This is a genomic window from Thermorudis peleae (assembly GCF_000744775.1).
GTDB classification, from domain to species: Bacteria; Chloroflexota; Chloroflexia; order Thermomicrobiales; family Thermomicrobiaceae; genus Thermorudis; species Thermorudis peleae.
The window spans coordinates 571,797-596,648 of record NZ_JQMP01000003.1 but is presented as its reverse complement, the minus strand read 5'-3'; the positions used below and the strand labels follow the sequence as shown (position 1 = coordinate 596,648).

The 24,852-nt window shown below is 60.2% G+C and carries 28 protein-coding genes; 16 read left to right on the top strand and 12 right to left on the bottom strand.

What is annotated here, in order from left to right; translation table 11 throughout:
* The first annotated feature begins 282 nt into the window (after window positions 1–282).
* The 10 genes from N675_RS05750 to N675_RS05705 all read left to right on the top strand — a co-directional run bounded on the left by N675_RS05750 (window position 283) and on the right by N675_RS05705 (window position 11,322).
* A complete protein-coding gene (locus N675_RS05750; protein WP_051914266.1) occupies window positions 283–1,590 on the top strand; it encodes a hypothetical protein in 1,308 nt (435 codons plus the stop codon).
* Window positions 1,591–1,652: 62 nt separating this feature from the next.
* A complete protein-coding gene (locus tag N675_RS05745; RefSeq protein WP_038038487.1) occupies window positions 1,653–2,639 on the top strand; it encodes a zinc ribbon domain-containing protein in 987 nt (328 codons plus the stop codon).
* Window positions 2,640–2,652: 13 nt separating this feature from the next.
* Entirely contained in the window at window positions 2,653–3,480 is an 828-nt protein-coding gene (locus N675_RS05740; RefSeq protein ID WP_051914264.1) for a S1C family serine protease, read from the top strand.
* 99 nt (window positions 3,481–3,579) lie between these two features.
* Window positions 3,580–4,737 carry a type III-B CRISPR module RAMP protein Cmr1 gene (gene cmr1, locus N675_RS05735; protein WP_038038485.1) on the top strand — a complete coding sequence of 386 codons (1,158 nt, stop codon included), beginning with the start codon at window positions 3,580–3,582 and terminating at the stop codon, window positions 4,735–4,737.
* A complete protein-coding gene (gene cas10, locus N675_RS05730) occupies window positions 4,730–6,544 on the top strand; it encodes a type III-B CRISPR-associated protein Cas10/Cmr2 (protein ID WP_038038484.1) in 1,815 nt (604 codons plus the stop codon). Before cmr1 ends, cas10 begins: the two co-directional genes overlap by 8 nt.
* Complete coding sequence (locus N675_RS05725) at window positions 6,541–7,611, top strand: type III-B CRISPR module-associated Cmr3 family protein (protein ID WP_038038482.1); 1,071 nt, start codon at window positions 6,541–6,543, stop codon at window positions 7,609–7,611. Before cas10 ends, N675_RS05725 begins: the two co-directional genes overlap by 4 nt.
* Before the next feature lies 1 nt (window position 7,612).
* On the top strand, window positions 7,613–8,536 hold the full coding sequence (cmr4, locus tag N675_RS05720) for a type III-B CRISPR module RAMP protein Cmr4 (RefSeq protein ID WP_038038481.1): 924 nt from the start codon (window positions 7,613–7,615) through the stop codon (window positions 8,534–8,536).
* A 13-nt stretch (window positions 8,537–8,549) separates the two neighbouring features.
* Entirely contained in the window at window positions 8,550–8,960 is a 411-nt protein-coding gene (gene cmr5, locus N675_RS05715; protein WP_038038480.1) for a type III-B CRISPR module-associated protein Cmr5, read from the top strand.
* 4 nt (window positions 8,961–8,964) lie between these two features.
* Window positions 8,965–9,912, top strand: coding sequence for a type III-B CRISPR module RAMP protein Cmr6 (cmr6, locus tag N675_RS13610; RefSeq protein ID WP_051914261.1), 948 nt, complete (start codon window positions 8,965–8,967; stop codon window positions 9,910–9,912).
* 3 nt (window positions 9,913–9,915) lie between these two features.
* On the top strand, window positions 9,916–11,322 hold the full coding sequence (locus tag N675_RS05705; RefSeq protein WP_038038479.1) for a TIGR02710 family CRISPR-associated CARF protein: 1,407 nt from the start codon (window positions 9,916–9,918) through the stop codon (window positions 11,320–11,322).
* Here N675_RS05705 and N675_RS05700 read toward each other — a convergent pair.
* Both N675_RS05700 and argF read right to left on the bottom strand, forming a co-directional pair.
* Window positions 11,317–11,709, bottom strand: a complete 393-nt coding sequence (locus N675_RS05700; RefSeq protein WP_038038477.1) for a hypothetical protein — start codon at window positions 11,707–11,709, stop codon at window positions 11,317–11,319. The two genes, N675_RS05705 and N675_RS05700, sit on opposite strands and share 6 nt — an antisense overlap.
* Before the next feature lie 56 nt (window positions 11,710–11,765).
* Window positions 11,766–12,743, bottom strand: a complete 978-nt coding sequence (gene argF, locus N675_RS05695; RefSeq protein WP_038038476.1) for an ornithine carbamoyltransferase — start codon at window positions 12,741–12,743, stop codon at window positions 11,766–11,768.
* A 256-nt stretch (window positions 12,744–12,999) separates the two neighbouring features.
* On the opposite strand from argF, the gene N675_RS14450 reads away from it, so the two are divergent.
* The 3 genes from N675_RS14450 (at window position 13,000) to N675_RS05680 (ending at window position 14,838) form a co-directional block, all read left to right on the top strand.
* The gene (locus N675_RS14450) at window positions 13,000–13,671 is read left to right on the top strand and encodes a hypothetical protein (protein ID WP_038038474.1); all 672 of its coding nucleotides are present in this window, start codon (window positions 13,000–13,002) and stop codon (window positions 13,669–13,671) included.
* A gap of 123 nt (window positions 13,672–13,794) precedes the next feature.
* Window positions 13,795–14,262, top strand: coding sequence for a transcription elongation factor GreA (gene greA / locus N675_RS05685; protein ID WP_038038472.1), 468 nt, complete (start codon window positions 13,795–13,797; stop codon window positions 14,260–14,262).
* Between the two features lie 78 nt (window positions 14,263–14,340).
* Window positions 14,341–14,838: an aminoacyl-tRNA deacylase gene (locus N675_RS05680; RefSeq protein WP_081886894.1), complete on the top strand. Its 498-nt coding sequence runs from the start codon at window positions 14,341–14,343 to the stop codon at window positions 14,836–14,838.
* Here N675_RS05680 and N675_RS05675 read toward each other — a convergent pair.
* The 6 genes from N675_RS05675 to rpmH are packed head-to-tail and all read right to left on the bottom strand — an operon-like array spanning window position 14,835 to window position 18,351.
* Entirely contained in the window at window positions 14,835–15,722 is an 888-nt protein-coding gene (locus N675_RS05675) for a PfkB family carbohydrate kinase (protein ID WP_038038470.1), read from the bottom strand. The two genes, N675_RS05680 and N675_RS05675, sit on opposite strands and share 4 nt — an antisense overlap.
* A gap of 26 nt (window positions 15,723–15,748) precedes the next feature.
* A complete protein-coding gene (gene jag, locus N675_RS05670) occupies window positions 15,749–16,462 on the bottom strand; it encodes an RNA-binding cell elongation regulator Jag/EloR (RefSeq protein WP_038038468.1) in 714 nt (237 codons plus the stop codon).
* Window positions 16,463–16,503: 41 nt separating this feature from the next.
* Entirely contained in the window at window positions 16,504–17,496 is a 993-nt protein-coding gene (locus N675_RS05665; RefSeq protein WP_038038467.1) for a YidC/Oxa1 family membrane protein insertase, read from the bottom strand.
* Between the two features lie 52 nt (window positions 17,497–17,548).
* Complete coding sequence (yidD, locus tag N675_RS05660; protein ID WP_038038466.1) at window positions 17,549–17,761, bottom strand: membrane protein insertion efficiency factor YidD; 213 nt, start codon at window positions 17,759–17,761, stop codon at window positions 17,549–17,551.
* Between the two features lie 11 nt (window positions 17,762–17,772).
* Window positions 17,773–18,174, bottom strand: coding sequence for a ribonuclease P protein component (gene rnpA / locus N675_RS05655; protein ID WP_051914259.1), 402 nt, complete (start codon window positions 18,172–18,174; stop codon window positions 17,773–17,775).
* A 12-nt stretch (window positions 18,175–18,186) separates the two neighbouring features.
* Window positions 18,187–18,351: a 50S ribosomal protein L34 gene (gene rpmH / locus N675_RS05650; protein WP_038038463.1), complete on the bottom strand. Its 165-nt coding sequence runs from the start codon at window positions 18,349–18,351 to the stop codon at window positions 18,187–18,189.
* A gap of 265 nt (window positions 18,352–18,616) precedes the next feature.
* Between rpmH and N675_RS05645 the strand changes: the two genes are divergently transcribed.
* A complete protein-coding gene (locus tag N675_RS05645; protein WP_038038462.1) occupies window positions 18,617–19,918 on the top strand; it encodes an MFS transporter in 1,302 nt (433 codons plus the stop codon).
* 3 nt (window positions 19,919–19,921) lie between these two features.
* Here the strand turns inward: N675_RS05645 and N675_RS05640 are convergent, their stop codons facing one another.
* A complete protein-coding gene (locus N675_RS05640) occupies window positions 19,922–20,308 on the bottom strand; it encodes a cupredoxin domain-containing protein (protein WP_051914257.1) in 387 nt (128 codons plus the stop codon).
* 213 nt (window positions 20,309–20,521) lie between these two features.
* Here N675_RS05640 and N675_RS05635 point away from each other — a divergent pair, with 213 nt between their 5' ends.
* Window positions 20,522–21,031 carry a CinA family protein gene (locus N675_RS05635; protein ID WP_038038460.1) on the top strand — a complete coding sequence of 170 codons (510 nt, stop codon included), beginning with the start codon at window positions 20,522–20,524 and terminating at the stop codon, window positions 21,029–21,031.
* Window positions 21,006–22,322, top strand: coding sequence for a M16 family metallopeptidase (locus N675_RS05630; RefSeq protein WP_231577947.1), 1,317 nt, complete (start codon window positions 21,006–21,008; stop codon window positions 22,320–22,322). Before N675_RS05635 ends, N675_RS05630 begins: the two co-directional genes overlap by 26 nt.
* Here the strand turns inward: N675_RS05630 and N675_RS05625 are convergent.
* From N675_RS05625 to N675_RS05615, 3 genes are read right to left on the bottom strand one after another with little or no spacing between them, the layout of a single operon-like run.
* A complete protein-coding gene (locus N675_RS05625; protein ID WP_038038458.1) occupies window positions 22,319–22,966 on the bottom strand; it encodes an MBL fold metallo-hydrolase in 648 nt (215 codons plus the stop codon). The two genes, N675_RS05630 and N675_RS05625, sit on opposite strands and share 4 nt — an antisense overlap.
* A gap of 25 nt (window positions 22,967–22,991) precedes the next feature.
* Window positions 22,992–23,849, bottom strand: coding sequence for an ABC transporter permease (locus tag N675_RS05620; protein ID WP_038038456.1), 858 nt, complete (start codon window positions 23,847–23,849; stop codon window positions 22,992–22,994).
* The gene (locus tag N675_RS05615) at window positions 23,846–24,832 is read right to left on the bottom strand and encodes an ABC transporter ATP-binding protein (RefSeq protein ID WP_081886892.1); all 987 of its coding nucleotides are present in this window, start codon (window positions 24,830–24,832) and stop codon (window positions 23,846–23,848) included. Before N675_RS05615 ends, N675_RS05620 begins: the two co-directional genes overlap by 4 nt.
* Window positions 24,833–24,852: the final 20 nt, after the last annotated feature.

Below are 24,852 nucleotides of genomic sequence, written 5' to 3'. Positions count from 1 at the left end.
CCGTTACACTCCGACCAATACCGTATCCGATAGTGTTTTTGGCCGCCGTGCTCCTGCACGGTTCATAGCGAGTATCGCACGAGAATGGAATGTAGTCAGCATGATGACAGAAAGGAGGTGCCAACGATGAGTACACCATCCTAATTCATCATAAGGGGAGTGACGGGCACGTCGTGCACACAAGGTGTCTCAGTACCAGGGACAGGAACACCAGGGTTCTCGCACTCTGCTATGTACTAGAACGGCGAAGGTGTGCGGCTGATCGAACAAGGGAGGGGATTTATGACACGGCGTGTCCGTTGGTCACTTGTCAGCCTGTTGTTGCTCAGCTTTCTTGTTGCTTTGCCAAGCGCACCAACACAGGCAGCAGCAAGCGGTGGTCTCAATGCCGCTTTTCAGCGCACCTGGAATCGAACCGACCGACCAGTCGCTGCTGGGCGGGCAAACCGGACGTGGATGTGGGGTCCGCAAGCCAACACCCACGTCATCTTTGAACCGTATGCCGAGGGATCAATCCATAACCAGAGCTACAACTATCGCCTGGTGCAATATTTCGACAAAACGCGCATGGAAATTACCGATCAAGGGGCTGACCCAGTAAACCCCTGGTATGTTACGAATGGGCTGCTGGCTAAGGAACTGATTACCGGCAAGGTACAAGTTGGTGACAACCGGTTTCTCGACTTCAGCCCAGCTCAGGTCAACGTCGCGGGCGACGCCAACGATCCGAATGGGCCAACCTATGCGACCTTCAACCGTCTCATGGGCTTCAGCCCAGTTCCAACTGGCTGGGTGATTATCCAAACGGTTGACCGGGCCGGCAATGTCGGCGCTGATCAAGCGCTCGCGCGATATAACGTCACTGCAGCCTACTACGTGCGCGAGACAAACCACACTGTGGCATCGGTCTTCTGGGACTTCATGAACAGCACGGGAACGATTTACTGGGACGGACAGTTCCAGCAGGGGCCACTCTTCTCCAATCCTTTCTACGCGACCGGACTGCCGTTGACTGAAGCCTACTGGACAACGGTATTAGTCGGTGGAGTGCCGAAACGGGTGCTAGTGCAAGTCTTTGAACGGCGGGTCCTGACCTACACGCCAGATAACCCACCCGGCTGGCGTGTCGAAGCGGGCAACGTCGGCCAGCACTATTACACCTGGCGTTACGAGCAACTCGGCCTCGGCCGCTACAGCTACGGCTGGCAAGACACGCAAGGTTACAGTGGAGCACGCGATTCTGAACTCAGCTACCTTGACGCCGTCGTACCAACGATCCTTCAACTGTCCACGATCTTCGACTCGCTGCAGCCGCTTCTGCAGACGCCGAACCTGGGGAGCCAGCACTGGTACGACGACACAACAAGCCGGCTCCAGTACATCCAGGATATCGCTGAAACGTTCCGCTCTATTACACCGCCACCGAGCCTCGGAACCCTCCATAGTCGGCTGACACTGCTGACCGACCACCTCGATAACGGGGCTCGCGCGCTCCGAGCATTCCTTGACACCGGCGATCCTGGCTTTCTCAGAACGGCCGCAGCCGAGTTCGCTGCTGCGATGCAAGTGCTACAAAGTCTCGGCAGCTAGCACAAGTACTAGCACAAGTAGTAGCGACTGCACGGCACACGACGGAAAGGACGCGTTGCCCTATGCACTGCGCACACTGTCAGGCACCAGTGAGCGATGAAGCTCGCTTCTGCCCCCACTGTGGCACGGCCTTGCACCCAGCGGCGGCTCCTGCAACCGGAGACGGGTCGGGCACACCCATCGCAGCGACGACACCGGCTGCAACGCCAGCTCATCTCGCAGATGCGGCACCAGCAGGACAGCCGGTTGACACACCACACGTGGCCCCGGAACCAATGGAGCGCGCCGCCACCTCTAGCAACACAACCGCGTCGCCACCACCTCCACCTGAGCAGACACGGCCGCTCGAAGCGGTGGTGCCAGCATCCGTTCCGGCAGCGCAACCTGCCTGGGCAGCCAGTGAACCGCTGCTCGCAGCGCCTCCACGGCGCACCTGGGGCATCGTGGCCGCGCTGTTGGGTGTGCTCACCACTGTACTCCTGCTGGCACTCGGGATAGGCGCAGCCTATGCAACGACCCAGATCCGGCAGCGCAACACGACGATCAGTACGCTTCAGGGACAGGTGCAGAGCCTCACGGATGCGAATATTGGCTTACAAGACCAAGTGCGGCAGCTCACCAACCAACGTGACCGCCTCACGCAAGAACGCGACCAGGTGACGCAGGAGCGCGACAAGCTGGCCGGGGAAGCAGCGGCCTTGCGCAGCAGCAACGCTGAATTGCAGACCAAAGTGTCGAGCCTACAACAGTCGCTCGACGACCGTAACCGCCAGCTCCAGCAGGCCCAGCAGGAAGCCTCACGCCAGCAGTCGCGAGCAGCTACAGCTGAGCAAGCGGGCACGGTGCTGGCCAAGGTTGTCGTACTGGACAACGAGATTCACAAGGAATTTGGAAACCTGGTCGAGGCGTTCATCGACATGCAAGACGCCTACCGCTACGGCAGCGCCGTTGCCTACCAGCAGGCATCGAGCCGGGCAAACGCCAGTATCCAGCGGTTACGTGAACTTTTCGCCCAGCGGAATGCACTGCTGAACCAGCTTCCCAGCTAAGTCCGGAGGCACTATGCGCTTGGTAACGGCAGGACTCACCGTAGCACTCGTGATTATTGTCGGCGGGCTGGTCGCCGGCGGGCTGCTGCTCAGCCGCGCCTGGGGACCAGCCCCAGCCCCACCGACGCTCGATCCACGTGTCCAACTCACTGTGACACCGTTAGCGACACCGGTTGGCACGCAGACGAGCCCAAACCCCACGCCGAAAGCATCCACGCCCGGTACTACGCCAACGGCTGGGATGACGCCCACAGCGCTGAGCAACTCGACGAACCCAGCCCGATCCGCACTAGCTGGCGTCGTACAGGTGCGGACTCCGAACGGGCAAGGTACTGGCTTTGCCTGGCAGCAGCAGGGAACCACGACACGGATCCTGACGGCCGCGCACGTCATTGCTGACGCTCCCCAAGTGCGCGTGATCACGCCAGACGGGCAGGAACATCCGGCACATGTGTTGCGAGTCAACGAGCATGCCGATGTGGCACTGCTTGAGGCGAACGATACGGGCGGGTTGCGGCCACTTCCCCTGGGCAGCGCTGCCGTGTTAGAGCCAGGTGACCCACTCTACGTGGTGGGCTATGCGTTAGGCGCTGACTTACTCGGCGACCCAACGGTAACGCGTGGGGTGCTGTCGGGCCGACGGGTCATCGACGGGGTAGCCTGTTTGCAAACCGATGCCGCAATGAACCCGGGGAACAGTGGCGGGCCTGTGCTGAACGAACGCGGCGAGGTCGTCGGGATTGCGGCGTGGGGTGTGCGTGAGCGTGCAGGAGTCACGATCCAGGGAGTGAACTTCGCAGTCACGATCGAGCAAGCTCGCGATGCCCTCGGTCTGCCCTAGGCTGCCGGCGTATCCGGGCTGACTTTGCTGCGGCAACGCACAGACAGGCTGGACTGCCAGGCACGGCTCGTCAGAGCACTCGAAGAAGAGGTGGGAATCATGAGCGAACAGACGGTAGCGACGCCACACCGTATCCTCTTTCCACTGGAGACCCTTACACCACTCTTTCTCGGTGGTGCCGACCCACGCGGCCAGCCAGAACTCCGGGCAACGGCCGTACGCGGGGCGTTGCGCTTCTGGCTACGCGCGCTCCTCGGCGGCTGCTACGGGACGGACGATGCGGCACTTGCCAAGATCCGCCGGGTCGAGGCTGAGACATTCGGCGAAGCTGGGGGTGAGAGCAAAGCCGGTGCCTCCAAGATCGTCGTGCGGGTTGCAGGCCGGTCCACCAAGATCGAGAGGTTTGATACTTCACTAGTTGAGATGAAATATTTATTATTCGGCATGCAACAATCTGGCAAATCCCAGCTATCAAGGATGTATTTCGCCCCAGGTTCAACATTTACTCTCGAGCTAGCAGAACGCTTTGGGGTACCCCGCGATATAAGCGGAACTGCGTGGCAAAAAGCTCTGATTGCTACGTGGCTACTGATCCACCTTGGGGGTCTAGGAGCGCGAAGCAGGCGTGCTGCAGGAAGCATCGGGGTTGAATTTCGTCCCACGAGATTACCTGATGGGAGCGTTGGCTATCGCCCAATGTCAATCAACAAGCTTCCTCTTCACCTCCTTCCTGAGCTAAATTCAGCCGCTCAACAGGTCGGGCAAAACCTCTCAGAAATTCGGGCTAAATTCGGGGTTAGCGCCGAGTTTTCCACTAGTTTGCCCCGCTGGGAAATTCTCCATCCGTCTTACTGCTTCATCTGGCTGGTTTCATTTAATGGCGAGCGCTCCACCAGTTCATCAGGTATGGTATCACCAGCTACTGCCAAGGAAGACCAACCATGGAAGGTTGCGTTGCGATGCTTTCAGCAATTTCTACTCGATACGCGTGAAGCCTTTGAGTTGCATGATCGTATCGTACTGGGTGCCCCGCTAAAAGCTACACCCGTAGCGAAAGTTAGAAGACCTTCACCCCTCTGCTTTTCAGTAACGCAAACTGTTAAAAGGCAACTCATCGGTGTCGTTACATTATTTAAATCTCAATTGTACAGTGATATCGGATTAGTGAAGATAGAGAAGTTAGAAGACCTACACAAGATCGTTGCCGAAAGCTTGTACAAGAACTTCTCCAACGTTGCGGAGGTACATTATGCCTGACGCACTCCTCCGCTTCACTGTTAGCCCAGTCCAGACGTTCATCGCTGAAGCCCGACGGACAGCTGACCTCTACGCCGGCAGCCGTATCCTGGCCGAGCTGGTCCGGGCTGCTGCCCGCTCACTCCAGGAAGCTGGTGCCGACCTGATCTACCCGGCTAACCTCGATGCCGGTGACCCACCGAATGTCATCGTCGCCCGCGTACCTAGGGAGGATGCCAAGCAACTTGCCCAGCAGGCAACTGCAGCGCTCCAGGCTCGCTGGCAGGCATTCGCCGACGAGGCACTCACCACACTCCGGGGGCTGGTCGATCTCGACGAGAAGCTTGAGCGGCAGTGGCGGTCACAGGTTGCGGATCTCTGGGAAGTCTACTGGGCTGCCGCGCGTATCGAGAACGACGATTATGCAACGGCGTTTGGCCGATCCCAGGCTGGTGTCGCCGCGCTCAAGAAGACGCGCGTCTTCGTCCAGCATGCCGAGGCGGGTGCCAAGGACACGCTCAGCGGCAATCGCGCCGCACTCGCCTGCGACGGCGAAGATCCCCGCGCTTTCTGGCGCAGGGTACGCCGGCATCCTCGCGGTGCGCGGCTTGTCGGCGAGCACGAGCGGCTTGATGCGGTCGGTACAGTGAAGCGCTTCCATGGTGCAAAGACATCGTACCCCTCGGTACCGACGATCACCGCCCGCCCCTTCGCTCGCCGAGCGGCCGTGCAGGCAGCACAAGCCCTCGCGTCGTACCGTGATGCTTTCGAACTCCTCGTGACTGCGTTCGGCGAGCAACCAGATCGGTATCGCCGGACCGGCCTCGCGATCGAAGGCTTTCCCTACGATGGCGCCTTTCTCTACGAGGCAACGCTCGAGTGGCCAGCGCTGGTTGAGGAACTCGGCCTCGACCCGGCTCGAGCTGAGCAGCGACGTACCCAGGTTGACTCGATACTCCGCGACGCACGTGCTCGCCTGGCCAAGCTCTACCAAGTAGTTGGCCATCGTCCGTCACGCTATGTGGCAGTCCTGGTGCTCGACGGCGACTCAATGGGGCAATGGCTGGCCAGCGTGCTGGCCGAAGGTGGCGTCGAGGCCCACCGCGAGGTTAGCCGCGCCCTCACGCACTTCGCCGACGCAGCGGAAAATGTCCTGCAGGCTGCGGCGCCCGACGGTGTCTACGTCTACCGCGGTGGCGACGACGTGGTCGCGTTGGCACCAGCTGAGCAGGCCGTGCCGCTCGCCCTGACGCTTGCCCGCACCTTCTTGGAAAAGACCGGTGGGCGCACTGCATCGGCCGGGATTGCGATCGGACACTGGCTGGAGCCGCTCGGTGACCTTCTCCAGAGTGCTCGCGAGGCAGAGAAGCGAGCCAAACGGCTGCCGGGAAAGAGCGCCATTGCCGTCGAACTCCAGCCGCGTGGGGGCGAGACCATCCGCGTCGTCGCTCGCACGGACCAGCTGGCAGCACTCGACCTGACCGACCTCGTTGACCGTTTTCGCCGCGACGGTGCTGGGAGCCTCTCTGGGCGTCTGCCAACTGACCTGCGGCAGCTTGCCCGTGCCTTCCCGCAGGTCGACGCCGCGTTCCGGGCAGTGCTTGCCCGCGCCGTGAAGCGTCAGGGGGAGTGGCCATCCGGGACGAGCGAAGAGCGTGAGCACCTCGTTGATCGGCTGTACGCCTTCGCGATGAGCTACGACCAACTGCGGGCGAGTCTGCCGGATGAGACCAACACGCACCAGCTCGAACGGGTACCCCCTGGGCCAGCACAGTTGGCCGATTGGCTCGCGCTAGCTCGCTTTCTGGCGAGAGGAGGCGGGGAGTGAAGACGTTGTTCCTAGAGCCACTTGATGTCTGGCTCTTCCGTGATGGCCGTCCATTCACAGCCGGGCAGCAATTCCGCGCAGCAAGCCGTTTCCCACCCAGTCCGCTCGTCATGCAGGGCGCGCTGCGCACCCATCACCTCATCGTGCACAGCCGTGTCCCCGTGTGGGACACATCAGCGGTCGCCGCGACGGTCGGTGGACCAGACGACTGGGGGCCATTGCGCCTGGCCGGGCCGCTCGTTGCGCGCCGGGATGAGACTGGACAACTCGAGGTCCTTCTCGCTCCGCCCGCCGACGCAACTACCCACGGTCGCCAGCTCCAACGCCTCCCAGCCCCGAAGGAGCCACCGGGTTGGTTGCGCATGAACGCACCAACTCCCTTGCTCTTTCCGCTCTGGGAGACGGGCGAGGAAGGATTGGAGAAGGTGAGCCAGCGCATGTGGTTGCGCTTAGCCGCTCTTCCTGCCTACTGTCAGGGCGAGTCAGTATTCGGCGTTCGGCAGGAAACACTCTGGGAAGACGAAGTTCGCATCGGCATCGCCCAGGATTCGTCGCGCCGCACCACACGCGAGGGGCTCTACTACGAAGCGCGCTACGTCCGGCCAGCCCCCGGTGTCGGGTTGCTTGTCTCCTTCACCGGGCTCGACTGGCCTGAGGAAACGGGGGTCCTGGCACTCGGCGGCGAGCGGCGTTCGGCCCGATTCGAGGAGCTCGCCTCGTTCGTCCCACCACCGATACCAGACCCGCTGCCCGAGCGGTTCGTGCTCTACTTCCTCACACCAGCGATCTTCGCTCAAGGCTGGCAACCGTACGATTGGCGCACCGTTTTCGATGGTCAGGTAGAGCTGGTCGCCGCAGCACTCGATCGGTACGAGACGATTGGGGGGTTCGACATCGCGCGGGGGAGCGAACGCCCCGCCCAGCGGGCAGTGCCGGCCGGCAGCGCCTATTACTTCGTCGCCCGCGGTACGGCGCGGCCGCGCTGGTCGAGCGAGTTTCCGTGGTTCACGGTGAGCGATTGGGGCCGAGAGATCGGATTCGGTACAGTAGCGATCGGAGTATGGTGACATGGCTGAAGCGTGTGCGCTGCTCTTTGCCTACTGCGAGACTCCGCTTCATGCCGGAACCGGTCGAGCGCTAGGGACGGTGGACTTGCCGATCCAGCGCGAGCGGATCACCGGCTTTCCGATTGTCCAGGCTTCCAGCGTTAAAGGAGTACTCCGGGCAACAACGCAGACAAATGGTGCGGATGCCGAGCGGCACCGTGCTCTCTTCGGGCCGGATCGACCAGAGGAAGCCTCAAGTCACGCTGGTTGCCTTCAGGTCACTGACCTTCAGATCGTTCTCTTTCCGGTTCGTTCACTGTCCGGTGTCTTCGCATGGACGACGAGTCCCACCGCCCTGGCTCGCCTCGGTCGGCTCGCACAGCTAGCCGGGATCGAGGGGCCAGTCGACCCTACCCGCTTCATTGCCCTGCAGCCGGGCCAGTGCGCCGTTACCAGCAGCAGTGCCTTGCGCGTGCAAGCGGGCCAGCAGACCGGAGTGGTTCTTGAGGAATACAGCTTCACGCTGGTCAGCGAGCTCGCTGATCACGTCTCGGTGCTAGCCGAGTGGCTCACTGCTCACGCCCTGCCTCAGTCGCCGGAATACAGCTGGTGGCGGGAAAATCTTGCCAAGCATCTCTGCGTTCTGGCCGACAATGATTTTCGCGATTTCGTGCTCTATGGAACTGAAATCGAGGCTCACGTGCGCTTGAAGGATGAGACGAAAACAGTCGACCAAGGAGCACTCTGGACCACCGAGGCATTGCCGGCGGAAACACTCCTGGTCGGTCTCTTAGCAGCTACCCGCTCGCGTTACGACAAGATGAATGAGGGCGCCCAGTCGCTCCTCGGCTGGTTGACGGGCAAGCTCGACGGTCGGCGTGTCCGGCTCGGTGGCGATGAGACGACCGGCCGCGGTGCCGTCGCCCTGCGCGTGGCACGGGTTTAAGGGGAGGGGAACAATGAGCCAGCCAGCACATACAACACCACGCCAACAAACGCTTGAGCAGCAACGTGCAGCACGCGCCTGGGAATGCGTGGCAGCGGTCAAGGAGACGAGCTACCCATCAGAATATGGCCAGCTCGCGCGCGAGGCAGCCTCGCTCGTTCAACTGCACGGCCTGGGGCAGACGCTGGCGTTTCTCTTTTCCAAGAAGCCCGAAAAATCTGGGCAGATCAACGCTCATCTCCACCTCGCCCGCGACCTCTCGCGCTGGATAGGGAAGCAAGTCATCGGTCAGGAGCAGGACGATCTTCGCGAGTGGATCGTTTGCCAGGCGAGTGTCGCCGAGTACCGGCGGGCCACGCTGGAAGCCCTCGCCTTTCTTTCCTGGCTCAAGCGGTTCGCCGAAGCCGACCTGGTGAAGGAGTGAGCCGATGCGCGAGCGCCCACGATCCGACCAGCCGCGTGGTAACGGCCGTCCACCGCAACGTGGCAGGGCGCAACATCCTTCGAGTGGCCGCTCCGGCCCACCACGCGAACGCGACCGATCGGCTAACCGCCCCAGCGGCGAGCAAGCTCGGCCGCACCCGCTCCTCCCGTCCGCTACGCGGATGTTCTGGAGCAGCGCGCAAGGCCGGGTGGCGAACCCAGCCCTCCTCTTCGACCGCTTCGCCCCAGAAGCGGCCGTCTTCGGCGACCGTACCGACTCGACACCACGCCGCGACTTCCTGCGCGAGGTCATCGCGGCGGTCGAGCGGCTTGCCAGAAGCGATCTCGCGCAACATGTGCTGGCGCGCTGGGAGGCAATCGTGCGAGCAGCCGGAGCCGAGCCATTTTCTCTCCAACTGGAAAGCCGCCTCGTCACCGGGCTCGGTGCACAGGGACCACTAGAGGCCGGCTTCCGTTTCGACCGCCTCGGATTCCCTGTGCTACCGGGCAGCGGTCTCAAGGGTGTCGCACGTGCCTACGCGCACCTGGTCGAGCAGCGCGACGAGTCGGATCCCGCTTTTCTCGCCGTCTTCAGCCGCGTACCCACGTCGGGGGAAGCGTACGAGGTCGCCCAGGCAGGAGCACTTGTTTTCTTCGATGCCTACCCCGAGCCGGGCTGGCGCCTGGAACTCGACGTGATGACGCCCCACTACCCAGACTACTATCGCGGTGACACCCCGCCGACCCCCTGGCAGAACCCGACCCCGATCACCTTCCTCACTGTCGCACCCGGCACGCGCTACCGGATCGCGATCGGGCTCCGGCAGGATGCGCGCGATCCCGATGGCCGCCTGCGTGCGCTTGCGACAGGCTGGCTGCAAAAGGGACTCGCCCAGCTGGGCTTCGGCGCCAAGACGACCAGCGGCTATGGTGTATTCCACAACGGAGGATGAGTGATGCAACAGTACGTCCGTCGTGTGCTCGTCCTCAACGTGGGGAAACCAATGAACGGAAACGTTGCCGAGCGGCCAGAGGCATTCGCCCTCCGTGAGGCTCACCCTGACTACGTCGTCTTCGTCTGCTCCCAGCCGGGTGAGACCCAGGGGGGAAGCTTTAGCTTCGTCGCCGAGTACGCTACACTAACTGGCCTCTCTCCTGAGCACTACGAGGTACTCACCCTAGCCGATCCCGATGACCTCGTTCGCTGCTACGAGGCGCTCGTCACCTGCTTCGCCGATCTGCGCCGCCGCTTCCCTGATGCGGAACTCCTGGCCGATTACACCGCCGGCACCAAGTCAATGAGCGCAGCACTCGTGCTCGCTGCGTTCGACAGCGAGGGATCGCCCGAGGTGCAGTTGCGTCTCGTGCGTGGGGCACGAGGGCAGCAGGCAACCGTGATTCCCGGCACCGAAAGCTTCGCGCCGGTCTCTGGTATTCATGACATGCGCGCCTATCGGTTCATCGCACTTGCCCGGGCTGCGCTCAAGCGCTTCGACTATGCCGAAGCCGCTGCAGCGCTCGACGAAGCGATGAGGCGCGAGCTCTCCTCGACCTTTCGGAAGCAGATCGAAAAAGCGCGTGATCTCTGCCGGGCCTTTGATGCCTGGGACCGGTACGAGTTGACTACTGCACAGCGCCTCCTCGAGATCTACCGCCGCGATTGGCACAGCTGGCTCCCCGTCCTGGAGGCCATACAGGGAGTGGTAGCAGCCTTTTCATTCCAGAAGCCCTCCGACTGGACACCCGGTCAAACCGCCAACGCCGTCGCTGAACAACTCCGGCAGATCAACGATCCCGTCATTATCATCGTCGACCTCCTGTTCAACGCCGAGCGCCGGGCTGCCCAGGCACGCTACGACGACGCGATCGCCCGGATCTATCGCGCCCTCGAACTCCTCGCCCAACTCCGTCTTGCCATCGGACATGGCATTCTTACGAGCGACGTTGACCTCACCCGTGTACCCGAGCCGCTTCGCACTCGGCTCACCACACGCCGTGAACTCGATCCCGCAACCGGTACCGGCGAGGGGTCAATCCGCCTGGCCCTGACCCAGAGCTGGGAACTCCTTGCTGCCTATCCCGACGAACCACTCGGAGCCTGGTATAGCGCACATGCCGGCAAGGTGCGCGACTTCCTTGCGACGCGCAATTACTCGCTGCTTGCCCATGGACTGACACCCGTCTCAGCTGAGGCCTGGCGAGACAAGGGCAAGCTCGGACTCAAGCTCTGCCAGGAGGCACTGCAAGCGCTGCCTAGCAAAGCGCGGCCGAAGGTCCTACGTCACCAACAGTTCCCAGGGCCGGAGCTGCTTGACCAGGCCTTGGGCCTGGCACAGATAGCACAGGAGCGACAACGTTTATGACCCTGGCTCGCTTGTGCTGCGCAGCCATGTCGCAAGATGCTCGGCAAGCGACTCGGCAACAGATGCTGGGAATCCAAGCTGCCGGAGCCACGGCTCGAGATCTTGCGGAACCGAAAGCACATCTTCACCCCAGCGGAGCCGCTGATGCTCGGCACTATCCCACAGTACCCAAACGCCGTACTGCACGGCCAACCGCTGATCTTGCCTGAGATGGCCCCATGCGCGTAAAGCAAGCGGTTCGCCAATGCGTGCCTGCCGTCGAGCAGTGTGTCGGCAGGTCATGTCTAACGTCACACGTGCGCCATCGCGCGTCACCTGCGCATTGCAATCAACGTTGTTGACTGTCACGTGAAACTGCTTATCCATCACGGCATGCTGGCGATCCACAGGCCGCTCCTTACCATGATGGCTGTCCTCTCCAACTTCCAGCAGTAAGAGCCCTCCTAGGCCGTCGTACCGCTGAAAACACGCGTGCCTGCATCGGTCAGCAGCGCAACCAGCAACGCCTTGTGCAGGTGCAGGCGATTCTCAGCCTGATCGAAGATAACCGACTGTGGCCCATCAGCAACCTCAGCAACGACTTCCTGTCCACGATACATCGGCAAGCAGTGCATGAAAATCGCCTGCGGCCCAGCTGCTGCCATGATCGCTGGCGTAACCTGGTATGGCCGCAAGGCTTCGAGCAATGTCGGGGTCGCCTGTTGTCCCATGCTCACCCAGACATCGGTGTACACGACATCGACGCCGGCCACCGCTTCCCAGGGATCTGCATGGACGGTGATCTGAGCACCAGTCTTTGCAGCAATGGCTTGAGCCCGCGCCAATATCGTCGCATCGGGTGCACACACCGGCGGACAGGCAAGGCGGACGTTGAGTCCGACGAGGGCCCCGGAAAGCGCCAGCGAATGAGCCATGTTGTTGGCACAGCCCAGATAGGCAAGTGTCCGCCCTTCCCAGCCACCAAGATGCTCCTTGATCGTCAGCATATCAGCCAGACCCTGGGTCGGATGAGCAAGGTCAGAGAGCCCGTTGATGACGGGAACCGTGGCATAGGTAGCAAGCTCAACGACGTCGGCATGCTTGAAGACGCGTGCCATGATGACATCAACATAGCGTGAGAGCACGCGGGCCGTATCAGCAATTGTTTCGCCTCGGCCAAGCTGCAAGTCGTTGGTCGAAAGATAGAGTGCATGACCGCCAAGCTGGGCCATGCCAGCTTCAAAGGCAACGCGCGTGCGTGTTGACGGCTTCTGGAAGATCATTGCGAGAGTTTTGCCACGCAGGAGATGATGTTGCGGATGACCAGCCTGATGCTGCGCCTTTAGCTCAGCCGCAAGCGCGATCAGAGCCTGCGCCTGTTCGGGAGCAAGGTCGTCATCCGTCAAGAGATGAAAAACGGTCTTCGCTGAAGATACTGCCATTGGTGCCTCCTCTCAGTACCCACACCCCAGCCTCGCGTCGTCACCGACACGTCAGTGAGCAAGCTGAGCCTGTGCCTGAGCCGGAGGCGCATCCGGCAGCTTCCTTTCCACAATCTCTAGCAAGCGGCTGTTCAGCCGCATGTATTGTTATCGTGACATGTTTTGCCGGCCTTGTCAAGCATGATAGACATGCTTGCTCTCACTGAGGCCATCTCCCAGAATTGCTCAGGCAGAAGACGCGAGCAGAGGAGAGACCATGGCAGGCAGACCCGTGAAGCGACCTCTGCGTTGGGCGATGCTCCTGAGCATCCTCGCCATCGTGTCCTGCTCACACGCTACGTCGCCAACCGCGCTACCGCAGAGCACGCAACTTCCCGCTGTGCCTGCTCATACTGTGCCCGCTCAACCTGCACCAGCATTCCCGACCCCACTGCCTTTGCCTACCCCTACTCCGTTGCAATCGACGAGTACGCCGACGCCACCTCCCACACCAACGCCGAACCTTCCACCAACGGCAACCCCACGTCCTGGCACACCGACGCCGCCACCGGATCCACCACGCATCCCGATCGCGACTCCATTCACTCATCGCGTCGTTGAAAACTTCCTGATTATCCAGCTTGATCCGAATGGAGGCACACAGACGTGGGATCCTTTTGATCTCGCTGCCCGCATTGGCTACACACAGCAACCACCCTGCGCGGCGTTTGGCCTCGCTGTTGCATGGCAGGTCATTCTTCCCTACCCTGTTCCTTCTGACCTCCAGCTCTCCCTCAATGGCACACGCCAGGGGACAACGATGCCGCTCGGCAGCGGGCCAAATGGCATTATCCGAGTTGGCTGCACCACACTTACCATCACCAACCAAAGTCCCTACGTTATCCGCGTGAAACTACGCATTGCTGCTGATGTCTCTCCACCATACTAGGAACAGAGGGGATTGGCAGAAAGTACCTGCTGCTGTGTATCATGAGTGTTCGCCCACTACCGGGCTGATGTACGCGGCAGCTGTCGCAGACTGTCATACTGGTAAGGAAGTGGTGAACGAGCAATGGCACGTGAGAAGATTCCGATTACCCGTGAAGGGCTTGAAGCACTACAGCGGGAATATGAGGACTTGGTCAAGCGGCGCCGACCCGAAATTGCCCGGATTATTCAGGAAGCGCGGGAGCACGGCGATATCCGAGAGAATGCGGCCTATGATGCAGCCAAGCATGACCAGGGCTTTATTGAAGGCCGTATCCGCGAAATTGAAGAGCTGCTCAAACGCGTTGAGGTCATCGAAGAGGATGGAACCGACCGTTCAGTCGTACGCATCGGCTCGACGGTCACCATTGAGATCGATGGTGAAGAAGAGACCTATACCATCGTTGGAGCGGTCGAGGCAAAGCCGTCAGCAGGCCGCATCTCGAACGAGTCGCCGGTCGGCCGGGCGCTGCTTGGCCACCGAGTCGGCGATGTGGTGACAATTGAAGCACCAGCGCGCACCTTTTCCGCACGTATCGTCCGGATTGAGTAACATCCTGCCCCAGGGGCCTTCCCCAACGGTGATTCCTTGCCCCTGGGGCATGCCATACGCTGGAGGGGATAGCAAAGAATGGCACGTGGCACACCAGAGACACTTGCCGCCTATCTTGCTGCACATCATGTCGACGCACAGTTGCTCTATCCTGGTCGCTCAACAGCAACAGTACCAGAAGCAGCGGCAGCACTCGGTGTACCACCAGGCCAGATCATCAAATCGCTCGTGTTCGCAAACAGCAACGGTACACTCGTCCTCGCCGTCGTACCCGGCGATCGACGCGTCGATCCAGCAAAGCTTGCCGCCCTTGTTGGCGGAGAACGACTACGCTTGGCCTCCCCAGCCATAGTCGAACAGGCTACCGGCTACCCCCCGGGAGCAACCCCACCCGTCGGCCACCTTACACCGTTGCCGGTTGTCGTCGATGCCTCACTGCTTGCGCACGCAGTCGTCTACGGCGGCGGAGGCGCAAGCGACGCGATGCTTGCCATTGCCCCCGCCGATATTGTCCGCTTAACCAATGCCCGTGTGGAGGAGATTACCGAGTCACCGCATGCAGAGGGTAGTGCTTAGCGACGCAAATCGCCTCGTCGCTCGAGGAACTCTTCAACTGCTGCTCGCGTCGGCACGGCATCGGGCCCCTGCCCCTGAATACGCAACGCCGCCGCTGCAGCCGCCATGCGACCAGCGAAGCTGACCGGTTCACGATCAGCCCGCAGCAGAAAGAGCACCGACGCAAAGACGTCGCCGGCTCCGACGTCATCAGCCACGGGTACCGCATAGGCTGGTATATCGTAGACACGCCCGCGGTCGATCAGCTGGGCACCATCTGGTCCGCGCGTGATCGCAACGAGCCCACGTCGCGATACCGCCTCAATCTCGTCGCGGGCAAGCGTGTGCTCTTCAGCATTGAGCACAAGCCCATCGATATGGCTCAAGAGCTCCAATGGAAGCCGAAGTGGGGTAAGACGGACCCGTCCAGGAAGCGCCCGCGGCCACTGGCGCATCCAGCCCTGTGGGGTAACACCGAGGTATTCAGGAGTCAAGCGGCCAGCCTGCCGGGGATCGATTTCCTGCGCCACTGGTGCAAGGTGAATAATCCGTGCGGAGCGCCACGTTGGTGGCAGGCCGTTGAGGTCGATCACACCAGCCCATCCGTGCAACGTCTGCTCACGACGGCCAGCAACTGTGCGGTTCGCGAAGACTGTTGCGCTTGTTGCCTCCTGGACGATGATAGCAATTTCACGGGCAAAGCGGGTAAGGTCTTCGAGCACGTTCGGATTGTAGGCACCGAAGTTGCCACGGGTCAGCACGGCAGCGTGCAAGCCAAATCGGGCTGCAGTCAGCGCAGCATAGAGCGCCGTGCCACCAAGAACTTGCCGACCATCAGGCAAGAGGTCAACCGTGACGTGCCCAATGGCCACGTAGTCAGGAGCCGCTGGGTTCCCTGTCGTCATGACTCCTCGCCATGCGTGAGCGCAGCTCAGCCGTCAGCTGGCGCCATCCCACGCGGATAAATCGTCACACGGCGTTGGTCACCCTCCCCGCTACTCCGTGTCGTCACATCAGGATGATTCCGCAGCGCGACGTGGATCACGCGGCGTTCATTCGCAGGCATCGGCTCGAGCGTTACCGGACGCCGTGTGCGAGCAACTTGTCGGGCAACGCGTTGCGCCAGATTAATCAGTGATTCCTCGCGCCGACTACGATACCCTTCAATGTCAAGAATAACCCGCGTCCACTGGGGCAGTCGCCGGTTAACTAAAACGTTCACCAGGTATTGCAACTGGGCCAGATGTTCCCCACGACGCCCAATCAACATCCCAGCACGCGGGCCAAAAATATCAATAAAGACTGTTGGTGGATCGTTCGGTCCCAGCTCGATGATTGATGGGTTATCGACAGCCATAACATCGCACGTGAAGCCCATCGCCGACAGCAACTCACGGACCACTTGCTTGACGAGCGCTTCAGTCTGTGGATCTACACGAGGAGGAGCGGTGCGTGTTGCATTTCCACTATTCGCCAGGACATGGAGTGGCGTGACCCGCACAAGCGCTTCGCCGCCTTCGGCGACATTATCGACAAGGACTTCAACGTGCACTTGCTCACGTGGCAACCCGAGTTGCTCAAGCGCGAGTCGAACAGCATCATCAACAGTTCGTGCCTGAATTTCGACCACCTGCTTCTGTGCCATGCTCGCAGCCCTTCCCCTTGGGCCGGCGCGGCGCGGGTATCTTATTGCTTGCTCGGTGTCGACGACGGCTTCTGCTTCACGGGACGGCTCCGCCGCGGCACAAGAGCGGCTGGGTCAAGGGGAGTAGATGGTGCCGGCTCGCTCCGCTCAGCCTCCCCGCGCGCAGTGGTAGCCGCAGACGCCTGACCCTGCTGGTTTGTCGATGGTGCCACCCCACGCTGCTCTTCAACGCGCCGGATTTGCTTCTCAACTTGCTTATTGATCAAGCCCATGAGCCCGCCGGAACCCTGCCGCGCTTGCTGCTGGTTTCGCTTCGCCGGATCGACGTAGCCAAGCCGCCGGTGCTCAGGCAAATCGGGCAAGAACGGGAACCAATCGAGCATGCCACCCCAGCCAGTAATAAGCCACTGTTGAACGACGGCGTAGATGGCTGACACCACCCAGTAGATCACCGGCCCTGAGGCAAAGTTCCAGCCAAAGGCGACAACCATGAGCGGCATGAACAACATCATCGTGTACATCATCTGCTGTTGGGGGTCCTGCACCTTGCCCTGGCCGGCCGGGCGCGACATGCGGGCTTGGATGAACTGAAACACACCAGCCAGAATCGGCAGGATCTTCAGCGGGTCAGGGCTCGCCAAATTCGGCAGCCACAGAAACCCGTGACTCCACACCCCGGACCCACTCGTTGACAGATTGCGGATCGCAAAGTAGAGCGCAAAGAAGATAGGAATTTGAAGAAGCATCGGTAGACAGCCGGCAGTTGGGCTGACATTGTGCTCTTGATAGAGCTTCATCACTTCAGCCGAATACCGCTGCCGGTCATGACCATATTTCTTCTGCAATTCGCGCAGCTTGGGCTGCATTTCGGCAAGCGCAGCCTGCGAGCGGACTGCCCGGATGGTGAAGGGCAACATGAGGGTGCGTAACAAGATCGTTAACAGGATAATCGCCAGCCCCCCACTGCCGACGAGAATAGCGGTGCGATCAAGCGCAAGCTCGATAAGGTGAACAAACGCATCCCAGATGAACAACCGTGTGCCTCCTGCTTTGTGATGCTTTGCCGCGTTTTATCCCAGCATATCGCTAGGGCACTGGATCATATCCACCACGGGTAAACGGGTTGCAGCGGATAATGCGCCAGACCGCCAGCATACCGCCTTTGATGATACCGTACTTGGCAATCGCCTGATAGCTGTATTCCGAGCACGTTGGTGTATAGCGACAGGCCGCTGGTAAGCCCGGGGAGATCCACCGCTGATAGAATCGGATAAGTACGAGCACAAGACGCGTAAGCATCGAAACGGCCCTCAGGCTGTTATCACTTCGGTCGGCGACGATGCAGCATTGGTTGAGGCCTCGTTCGACTCAATCAGCAGACCGACTCGCTGGACAAGCCCCTCCATGCAGCGAGCAACATCATGATACGTCACCGCCGGGTCAGCCAGCGAGCCGCGCGCAATAAAGACCAGGTCATATCCTTGACGCAGCTGGGGATGAAGCCGACGCACACTCTCGCGAAGCCAGCGCTTGATGCGGTTACGGCGAACGGCTTTGCCGATGCGACGCCCGACCGCCACGCCATAGCGGTTGTGCTCCAGGCCGTTCGGCCGATACGCGAGCACAACGAGCTGCCCGCTCACCGTACGCCCCTGCCGGCGCACTGCAGCGAAGTCAGCCGAACGACGCAGTCGCAGTGCTCGCGCAATCATTCGCCGGGTTGATTAACGAATCGTCGGCTTCTTCTCGTCAGAAACGGTCAGCTTCCACCGCCCCTTCAGCCGCCGCCGCTTGAGGACGAGTCGCCCGCCACGGGTACGCATACGTGCCCGGAAGCCATGCTTCCGCTTGCGGGGGAGCCGTTTGGGCTGGTACGTCCGCTTTGGCATTGTGCCCACCTTCCGTTACCTTGCAAAAAAATGCCCGCGCGGCATCCTTGCCGCCACGGCACGGGAAGTGTACTGTTCTCTCCATCCGAGTGTCAATCGAGCAGATCTATCACCAAACAGGCATAATAAGCTAATCCGCTCTCCGGTAAGTCATCCAGTGACATTCGTACTACCTACCCCTCGTTGTAGACGAGACGTATTGGCTATACTCGCTCTTGGCACCTCATTATCTGGTTACGCTGCACGGGAAGGTGGAGCGGGGGAGATGCGTGAGCGGATAGCTGCAGTGAGTTCACTGCTGCGCAACCGCGATTTCACGATCCTGTGGGTCTCCGATTTGTTGATGACGTTCGGTGATCGCATTCATCGCGTCGCTCTGGCAAACCTCATCTACACTCTTACTGGTTCATTGCTTGACGCTGGCATTGCCTTCATCGCTGCTGGATTGCCCGACCTTGTTCTTGGCCCAGCCGGTGGGGTTCTGATTGACCGGTTCGACCGGCGGCGGCTGATGGTCTTCTCAGACATCGCCCGGGTCATCCCAGTCTTACTCTTGCCGATCGTCGCACCACGAGCGTTTTGGGCCGTCTATCTCTTGCTGTTCGTGATCAACGCCCTCGCGGTGTTCTACCGGCCGGCCAAGCTGGCGGCTATCCCCTCAGTGGTTCCGCCCGAATCGTTAAACCAAGCAAACTCGTTCTCGTCGATGATCGAAAGTGTTGGTGATCTGCTTGGCTATCCCGTTGCCGGCTTCGGTATTGGCTTGCTCACGAAACTGACTGACGCCAATACCGGCCTCCTCATCGCATTTGGCACGACCGCCTTTGTCTATGGGCTCTCGGCCATGCTCCTCAGCCACTTGCGCCTACCAGCAATAGCACAGCACAACATCGAACAGCGTACTGTGGGCGCCCTCATCTACTCGGGCTGGCAGGAACTCCGCGATGGTCTGTACTTTCTACGTCAGCACGCCGTTGTACGAACGAACACGATCATCATGCTGCTTGGACCGCTAAGCGCAGGTATTGCGACCCCGCTGTTGATCGGCTATGCCTGGACAGTCTTTAGCGATGGTACCCGTGCGTATGCACTGCTGAACTTTGGCATTGGCGTGGGCTGCGTGCTCGGTGCCATGGTACTCAGCCTGCGTGAACTGCGTCGGCTCGGCTCACTGGTAATCCTCGGCTTACTGCTAATGGGTGGAGCATTCATCGGCCTTGCGTGGACACATACCCTTTGGACGGCTATCGCGATGATGGCCGTGAGCGGGATCGGCAATATGCTAGTTCTCATCCCGAGCGTAACGATCGTCCACCGCTGCGTCCCTGGCCAGATGCTCGGCAGAATCTTCACCCTGCGTTCTGCGCTGATCTTCGCAGTAACGTTGATCGCCAACGGTATCGGAGGCTGGGTTGGCGACGCACTCGGCGCACGCCTGATACTGGCGGCAACTGGAATTACGTTGCTCGTGAGCGCGCTTCTTGCGGGGGTCGTGCCCGCAAGCCGCGCAGCTGATCAACTGATGACAACACCGCAGGAAGTGTTCGCCCCGGCAGATTCAGCCTAGGCGTTATGACGGCGTGACGTGAAGCATGCCTTGCATGCCGAGTTCACGATGACCTGGGACAGCACAGTAATAGGGATAGTTACCAGGCTGATTGGGAGCCGTGAACTCCAGCTCAACCGTCTTTCCTGGATCGACCATCGCGCTCCAAATAACATTGTCAATGACGAAATTGTGCTGTAAGGAGCCATGATTTTCGAAGCGAATCCGCACGGTCTGCCCAACGTGCGCCGAGAGTGACGCTGGGGTGAAGGCATACTCCGTAGCACGTATGGTCACAAAGTCGCTCGCCTTGCCAGCTTTCCGACAAGCATCAAATGGGGCTGTAACGAGCCAGCTCCCTAACAATGCCATGAGCCCCCGCCACAACACATCCCGCCGTGTCCAGCGCATCACCCGTCCCTTTCCACAGAAGTAACCTGTTGCTAACCGACACATCCGGTATACTGCACCGGCCGAGCGTTGTCCACCAACAGCGCAGCGGGGGGCCGACCTCGCTCCTAACACTTCCCCATGCAGTAACACCGTGCACCGCAGCGCCGTGCATGGTAACACGTACGCTATACTGATTTGTCAGCGTAGTCGGTGGAGGCTGAGCTGAGTGCGATGACCATTCCACTCCCAGAAGAGACGCTTGCAACGACCTGTATCGCCGCTGGTATAACCCTCGCGACAGCTGAATCGTGTACCGGCGGCTATCTCGCGCACCGCATTACGACGATTCCAGGCAGTTCGGCATACTTCCTTGGCGGCGTTGTGTCCTACAGCAACGCGCTCAAGCAGCAGTTGCTTGATGTCCCGGCAGAGATTCTCGAGCGTTTCGGGGCGGTCAGCGCACCATGTGCTGAAGCAATGGCTAAAGGGATTCAGGCTCGAACCGGAGCGACGCTCGGGCTCGCCACAACTGGTATTGCCGGCCCGGGCGGTGCAACGCCGACAAAGCCAGTCGGCCTGGTCTACATCGCCTGTGCGACACCACAGGCAGTGGTTGTCGAGCAGCAACTGTTTTCGGGCGACCGACTGGCGGTGATTGTTCAGGCTGCAAGCGCCGCCCTGGCACTTGCCCTTCGCTGCGCGCAGGAACTTATCCATGATACATCTTCCAGCAACGATTGAGGAAGAAAGGGTGCTGTTCCCCATGGAATATCAGAAGACGATATTGCCAAACGGCGTACGTGTTGTGACAAGTCGCATGAGTCACGTGCGCTCAGCGACGTTAATACTCTACTTCGGTGTTGGTGCACGGCATGAGACCGATCAGCAGGCTGGCATTTCGCATTTCCTCGAGCACATGCTCTTCAAGGGCACGGAGCGCCGACCGGATCCCGTTGAAATCACAGCCGCAATCGAAGGCGTGGGTGGCATGCTCAATGCAGCAACCGACCGGGAGAGCACCAACTACTGGGCCAAGGTACCGAGCGACGCCTTGCCCCAAGCCTTCGACGTCCTGGCCGATATGATCACCAATTCCCGGTTCGATCCACTTGAGCTAGAGAAAGAGCGGCGGGTTATTATCGAAGAAATTCGCGGGATCTACGATACGCCAGATGACTATATCCATGATCTGATCGACACAGCACTCTGGGATGGCCATCCCCTCGGACGGCCGATCATCGGCTCAATCGAGACGGTACAGGGCATTAGTCGGGATGATCTCCAACAGTACTTGACGGCACAATACCGCGCGAATCGGCTGGTCATTGCTGCCGCAGGAGATATCTGGCACGACCAGGTCGTTGAGCTTGCAGCCAAGTACTTTGGCAATCTGCCAACAGGGCCGGAACCAGAGCTTACACCAGCCAGCCCGCGGCCTGATTTACCACAAGCGTTGCTGCTCTCTCGGCCAACCGAGCAGGCACACCTGTGCTTGGGATTGCCCGCGCTCTCCTACCGTGATGAACGGCGTTTTGTGCAGGACATGCTCGATACCATTCTCAGCTCTGGTATGAGTTCGCGGCTCTTCAAAGAAATTCGCGAGCGGCTGGGCTTAGCCTACGAGGTCTATGGCTATTTCCGTTCCTATGCCGATGCCGGACAGTCAGTTGTCTATGCTGGTACAGACGTTGCCCAAGCACCACGAGCAATCGAAGCCATTCAGCGAGAGTTGACAAAGCTACAGGTTGAACCTGTGCCAGAAGATGAGCTTGAACGGGCCAAGGCGTTGCGGCGCGGCCGCATCGTTATGGGGCTCGAAGACAGCCGAGCGGTCGCCAGCTGGATTGGCGGGCAGGAGCTCGTCTACGGCGAGATTCTCACGCCTGATGAAGTGATCGCTCGTATTGAAGCTGTCACGAGCGAAGCGATTCAAGCGTTAGCAGCAACGCTCTTCCAGCCTGAACACACGGCACTTGCCATCATTGGCCCATATGACGATCCAGCACCATTCCAGGCATTGCTCGCCCATTAGCGCGCGGACGTGCTTTCGACAAGTTGGCGAATCCAGCCGCTTTCACGGCCAATTGTTGTCGTGCCGCCGTGGCCGGGGTAGACGACCGTTTCGGCTGGTAAGGTGAGCAAGCGGCGAAGTGTAGCAATCGTCTGCTCGACACTCGAGCCAGGCAAGTCAACCCGTCCGTAGCCATTCTGGAACAGCGTGTCGCCACAGAAGAGCCAGCCGTGATCAGGCTGATAGAGCGAGAGTTGCTCAGGTGCATGGCCAGGCGTATGGATGACCTGGAACGTCCACGTGCCGAGCGTAAGCGTTTCACCATCACTGAGCGTGCGGTCAGGAGGAGCCGGCTCGATCGTAAACGGCAACTCACCAATCAACGCTCGCGGCTGTTCAAGCCCTGGTACAGCAAGACGGTGGGCGAGGATTGGCGCACCAAGGCGTCGCCGCAACACAGCAGCATCGCCGATGTGGTCCCAATGGGTATGCGTGATCACAAGAGCGATCGCGCGGGCCTGATGCTGTTGTACTGTCTCGACGAGCATGTCAGCAGAACCTGGTGGCGCATCGATGACGAAGGCAAGATGTTGGTCAAGATCTACGATCACATAGCTATTCGTTTCCAAAGGTCCGCTTGGAACCACCGCAACCGTGAGCGTCATCCGTCTCCCTTTCTGCTCAACCGCCTTATAAATCACGATACCGAAAGGCAAGCATCCCCAGCAGCAACATGATCACGGCGTACGCCACGCTGTACTCGACAGCAAGGGCACTCGGTGGTGTAGTCGTGCCAAATGGATTCGGGCCAAGGAAATTGACCGCAATCCGCGGTTGAACAAGGTAGCTGGCCAAGCGCCACATACTGTCACTCGGGATCACAAGCGAGCTGATGATGCCAATACGCCGTAAGACATCGTTGTCAAGTGCCGTGCCGATCTGCTCAACGAGACCACCAGTGATAGCAAGGCCATACAGCATGAAGACAACGACGCCATTCGTAACGGTACTGAGAAGGGTACTGCCCAGAAGCGTCAAGCTGAGCAGAATGACCATGACCAGCAGAATCAGGAGCGTGGCCTGGATGACGTTGGGCGGCGTGTAATGACCAATCCAGCGGGCTGTCAGGATAACAGCCGTCACCATGGCGATGATGTAAACGCCAAGCATGCCGGCAAAGCCAAGGAATTTGCCAAACACAATCTCCCAGCGTCGAATCGGCTTCGGAACAATAGCTTGCAACGTCCCTGCATCGATTTCGCTGGAAACGGTGCCGACAGCCGCGAAGATGGTCATCACCCCAGAGAGGAAGTTGACCGTCCAGAGACCAAGGAGCACCATCGCACTGGCGAAGATCTCGTACGTTCCAATTGTCGGCATACCTCGTGCTGCGCGGCGCGCGACGCGTTCCTGCCAGTCAAGGACGAAAAGGTGGAAGCCCCAGGCATAAAGCACCACAAAGATGACGCTGATCAAGAGGACTCCAAGGACGAGCTTCTTGCGCAACCCTTCGCGAAATGTCAACTGCGCGATGACCAGAGCTTTCATTGCGGTTCGCCCCCCTCGCGGGCGACGATAGCAACAAAGACATCTTCAAGGGATCGCCGTTCAGGCATGACGCCATAGACCGGCACGCCAGCATGGACTAGCAGATCAACAGCGCGAGCGATCGTCGCTTCATCGGGCGCACGCGCCACGACCATCGCTGGCGGCCCAGCATGCACCGCCTCAACCTGGAGTAGTTGGCGCAAGCGCGCAAGCACAGCATCAGGCAACGCGCCCAACCGAAACTCTACCGTCAGTTCTTGATTGAGGAGTGCATCCATTGGCCCCATGGCGACAACACGCCCGTGATTGACGATCGCGACGCGGTCACAGACACTCTCGACCTCGCTGAGCAAATGCGAGTTAAGGAAAACCGTAACCCCTTCGTGTTTCAGCCGCAAGATCAGCTCACGGACATCACGCCGCCCAAGTGGGTCAAGCGCCGATGTCGGCTCGTCAAGAAAAACGACGCGAGGATTGTTCAGCAAGGCTTGAGCGATTCCAATGCGCTGCTGCATGCCCTTGGAGTACGTGCGCACGCGCAGATGCCCGACATCGGCAAGGCCGACAAGCTTGAGCACTTCCGGGATGCGCCGCCGACGCTCCGCACGGCTCATGCCGTAGAGACGACCATGAAAATCGAGCAACTCCTCGCCTCGCAGCCAGTCATGAAAGCGGAACAGTTCTGGCAGGAAGCCAAGCTGCTTACGAGCCTCCAAATCGCCAAGTGGTTTCCCCAGGATTCGCGCCGTGCCACCCGTGGGATGGATCAGCCCCATGAGCATTTTGACAGAGGTGGTCTTGCCAGCGCCATTCGGGCCCAGGAAGCCAAATACTTCGCCTTCTTCAACGCGTAACGTGAGGTCGGCGACGGCGACGCGCTCGCCATACTCCTTGCGTAAGCCGAACGTTTCAATAACCGGTCGTCGAGCAGTCGCCTCTTCCGCTGGTTGTACGGGAGGGGCTGCTGGCGAGGTCTCGACCATAATGCACTCCCTCAATAAGC

Coding starts and splice junctions, on each gene's coding strand:
- cas10 (WP_038038484.1), top strand. CDS start 4,730: ATGCCTGACGCACTCCTCCGCTTCACTGTTAGCCCAGTCCAGACGTTC.
- N675_RS05625 (WP_038038458.1), bottom strand. CDS start 22,966: ATGACGCTCACGGTTGCGGTGGTTCCAAGCGGACCTTTGGAAACGAAT.
- N675_RS05645 (WP_038038462.1), top strand. CDS start 18,617: ATGCGTGAGCGGATAGCTGCAGTGAGTTCACTGCTGCGCAACCGCGAT.
- N675_RS05745 (WP_038038487.1), top strand. CDS start 1,653: ATGCACTGCGCACACTGTCAGGCACCAGTGAGCGATGAAGCTCGCTTC.
- N675_RS05640 (WP_051914257.1), bottom strand. CDS start 20,308: ATGCGCTGGACACGGCGGGATGTGTTGTGGCGGGGGCTCATGGCATTG.
- N675_RS05620 (WP_038038456.1), bottom strand. CDS start 23,849: ATGAAAGCTCTGGTCATCGCGCAGTTGACATTTCGCGAAGGGTTGCGC.
- argF (WP_038038476.1), bottom strand. CDS start 12,743: ATGGCAGTATCTTCAGCGAAGACCGTTTTTCATCTCTTGACGGATGAC.
- jag (WP_038038468.1), bottom strand. CDS start 16,462: ATGGCACAGAAGCAGGTGGTCGAAATTCAGGCACGAACTGTTGATGAT.
- N675_RS05740 (WP_051914264.1), top strand. CDS start 2,653: ATGCGCTTGGTAACGGCAGGACTCACCGTAGCACTCGTGATTATTGTC.
- N675_RS14450 (WP_038038474.1), top strand. CDS start 13,000: ATGGCAGGCAGACCCGTGAAGCGACCTCTGCGTTGGGCGATGCTCCTG.
- rpmH (WP_038038463.1), bottom strand. CDS start 18,351: ATGCCAAAGCGGACGTACCAGCCCAAACGGCTCCCCCGCAAGCGGAAG.
- N675_RS05705 (WP_038038479.1), top strand. CDS start 9,916: ATGCAACAGTACGTCCGTCGTGTGCTCGTCCTCAACGTGGGGAAACCA.
- N675_RS05615 (WP_081886892.1), bottom strand. CDS start 24,832: ATGGTCGAGACCTCGCCAGCAGCCCCTCCCGTACAACCAGCGGAAGAG.
- N675_RS05680 (WP_081886894.1), top strand. CDS start 14,341: ATGGCACGTGGCACACCAGAGACACTTGCCGCCTATCTTGCTGCACAT.
- cmr4 (WP_038038481.1), top strand. CDS start 7,613: ATGGCTGAAGCGTGTGCGCTGCTCTTTGCCTACTGCGAGACTCCGCTT.
- N675_RS05750 (WP_051914266.1), top strand. CDS start 283: ATGACACGGCGTGTCCGTTGGTCACTTGTCAGCCTGTTGTTGCTCAGC.
- N675_RS05675 (WP_038038470.1), bottom strand. CDS start 15,722: ATGACGACAGGGAACCCAGCGGCTCCTGACTACGTGGCCATTGGGCAC.
- cmr5 (WP_038038480.1), top strand. CDS start 8,550: ATGAGCCAGCCAGCACATACAACACCACGCCAACAAACGCTTGAGCAG.
- cmr1 (WP_038038485.1), top strand. CDS start 3,580: ATGAGCGAACAGACGGTAGCGACGCCACACCGTATCCTCTTTCCACTG.
- yidD (WP_038038466.1), bottom strand. CDS start 17,761: ATGCTTACGCGTCTTGTGCTCGTACTTATCCGATTCTATCAGCGGTGG.
- greA (WP_038038472.1), top strand. CDS start 13,795: ATGGCACGTGAGAAGATTCCGATTACCCGTGAAGGGCTTGAAGCACTA.
- N675_RS05635 (WP_038038460.1), top strand. CDS start 20,522: ATGACCATTCCACTCCCAGAAGAGACGCTTGCAACGACCTGTATCGCC.
- N675_RS05630 (WP_231577947.1), top strand. CDS start 21,006: ATGATACATCTTCCAGCAACGATTGAGGAAGAAAGGGTGCTGTTCCCC.
- rnpA (WP_051914259.1), bottom strand. CDS start 18,174: ATGATTGCGCGAGCACTGCGACTGCGTCGTTCGGCTGACTTCGCTGCA.
- cmr6 (WP_051914261.1), top strand. CDS start 8,965: ATGCGCGAGCGCCCACGATCCGACCAGCCGCGTGGTAACGGCCGTCCA.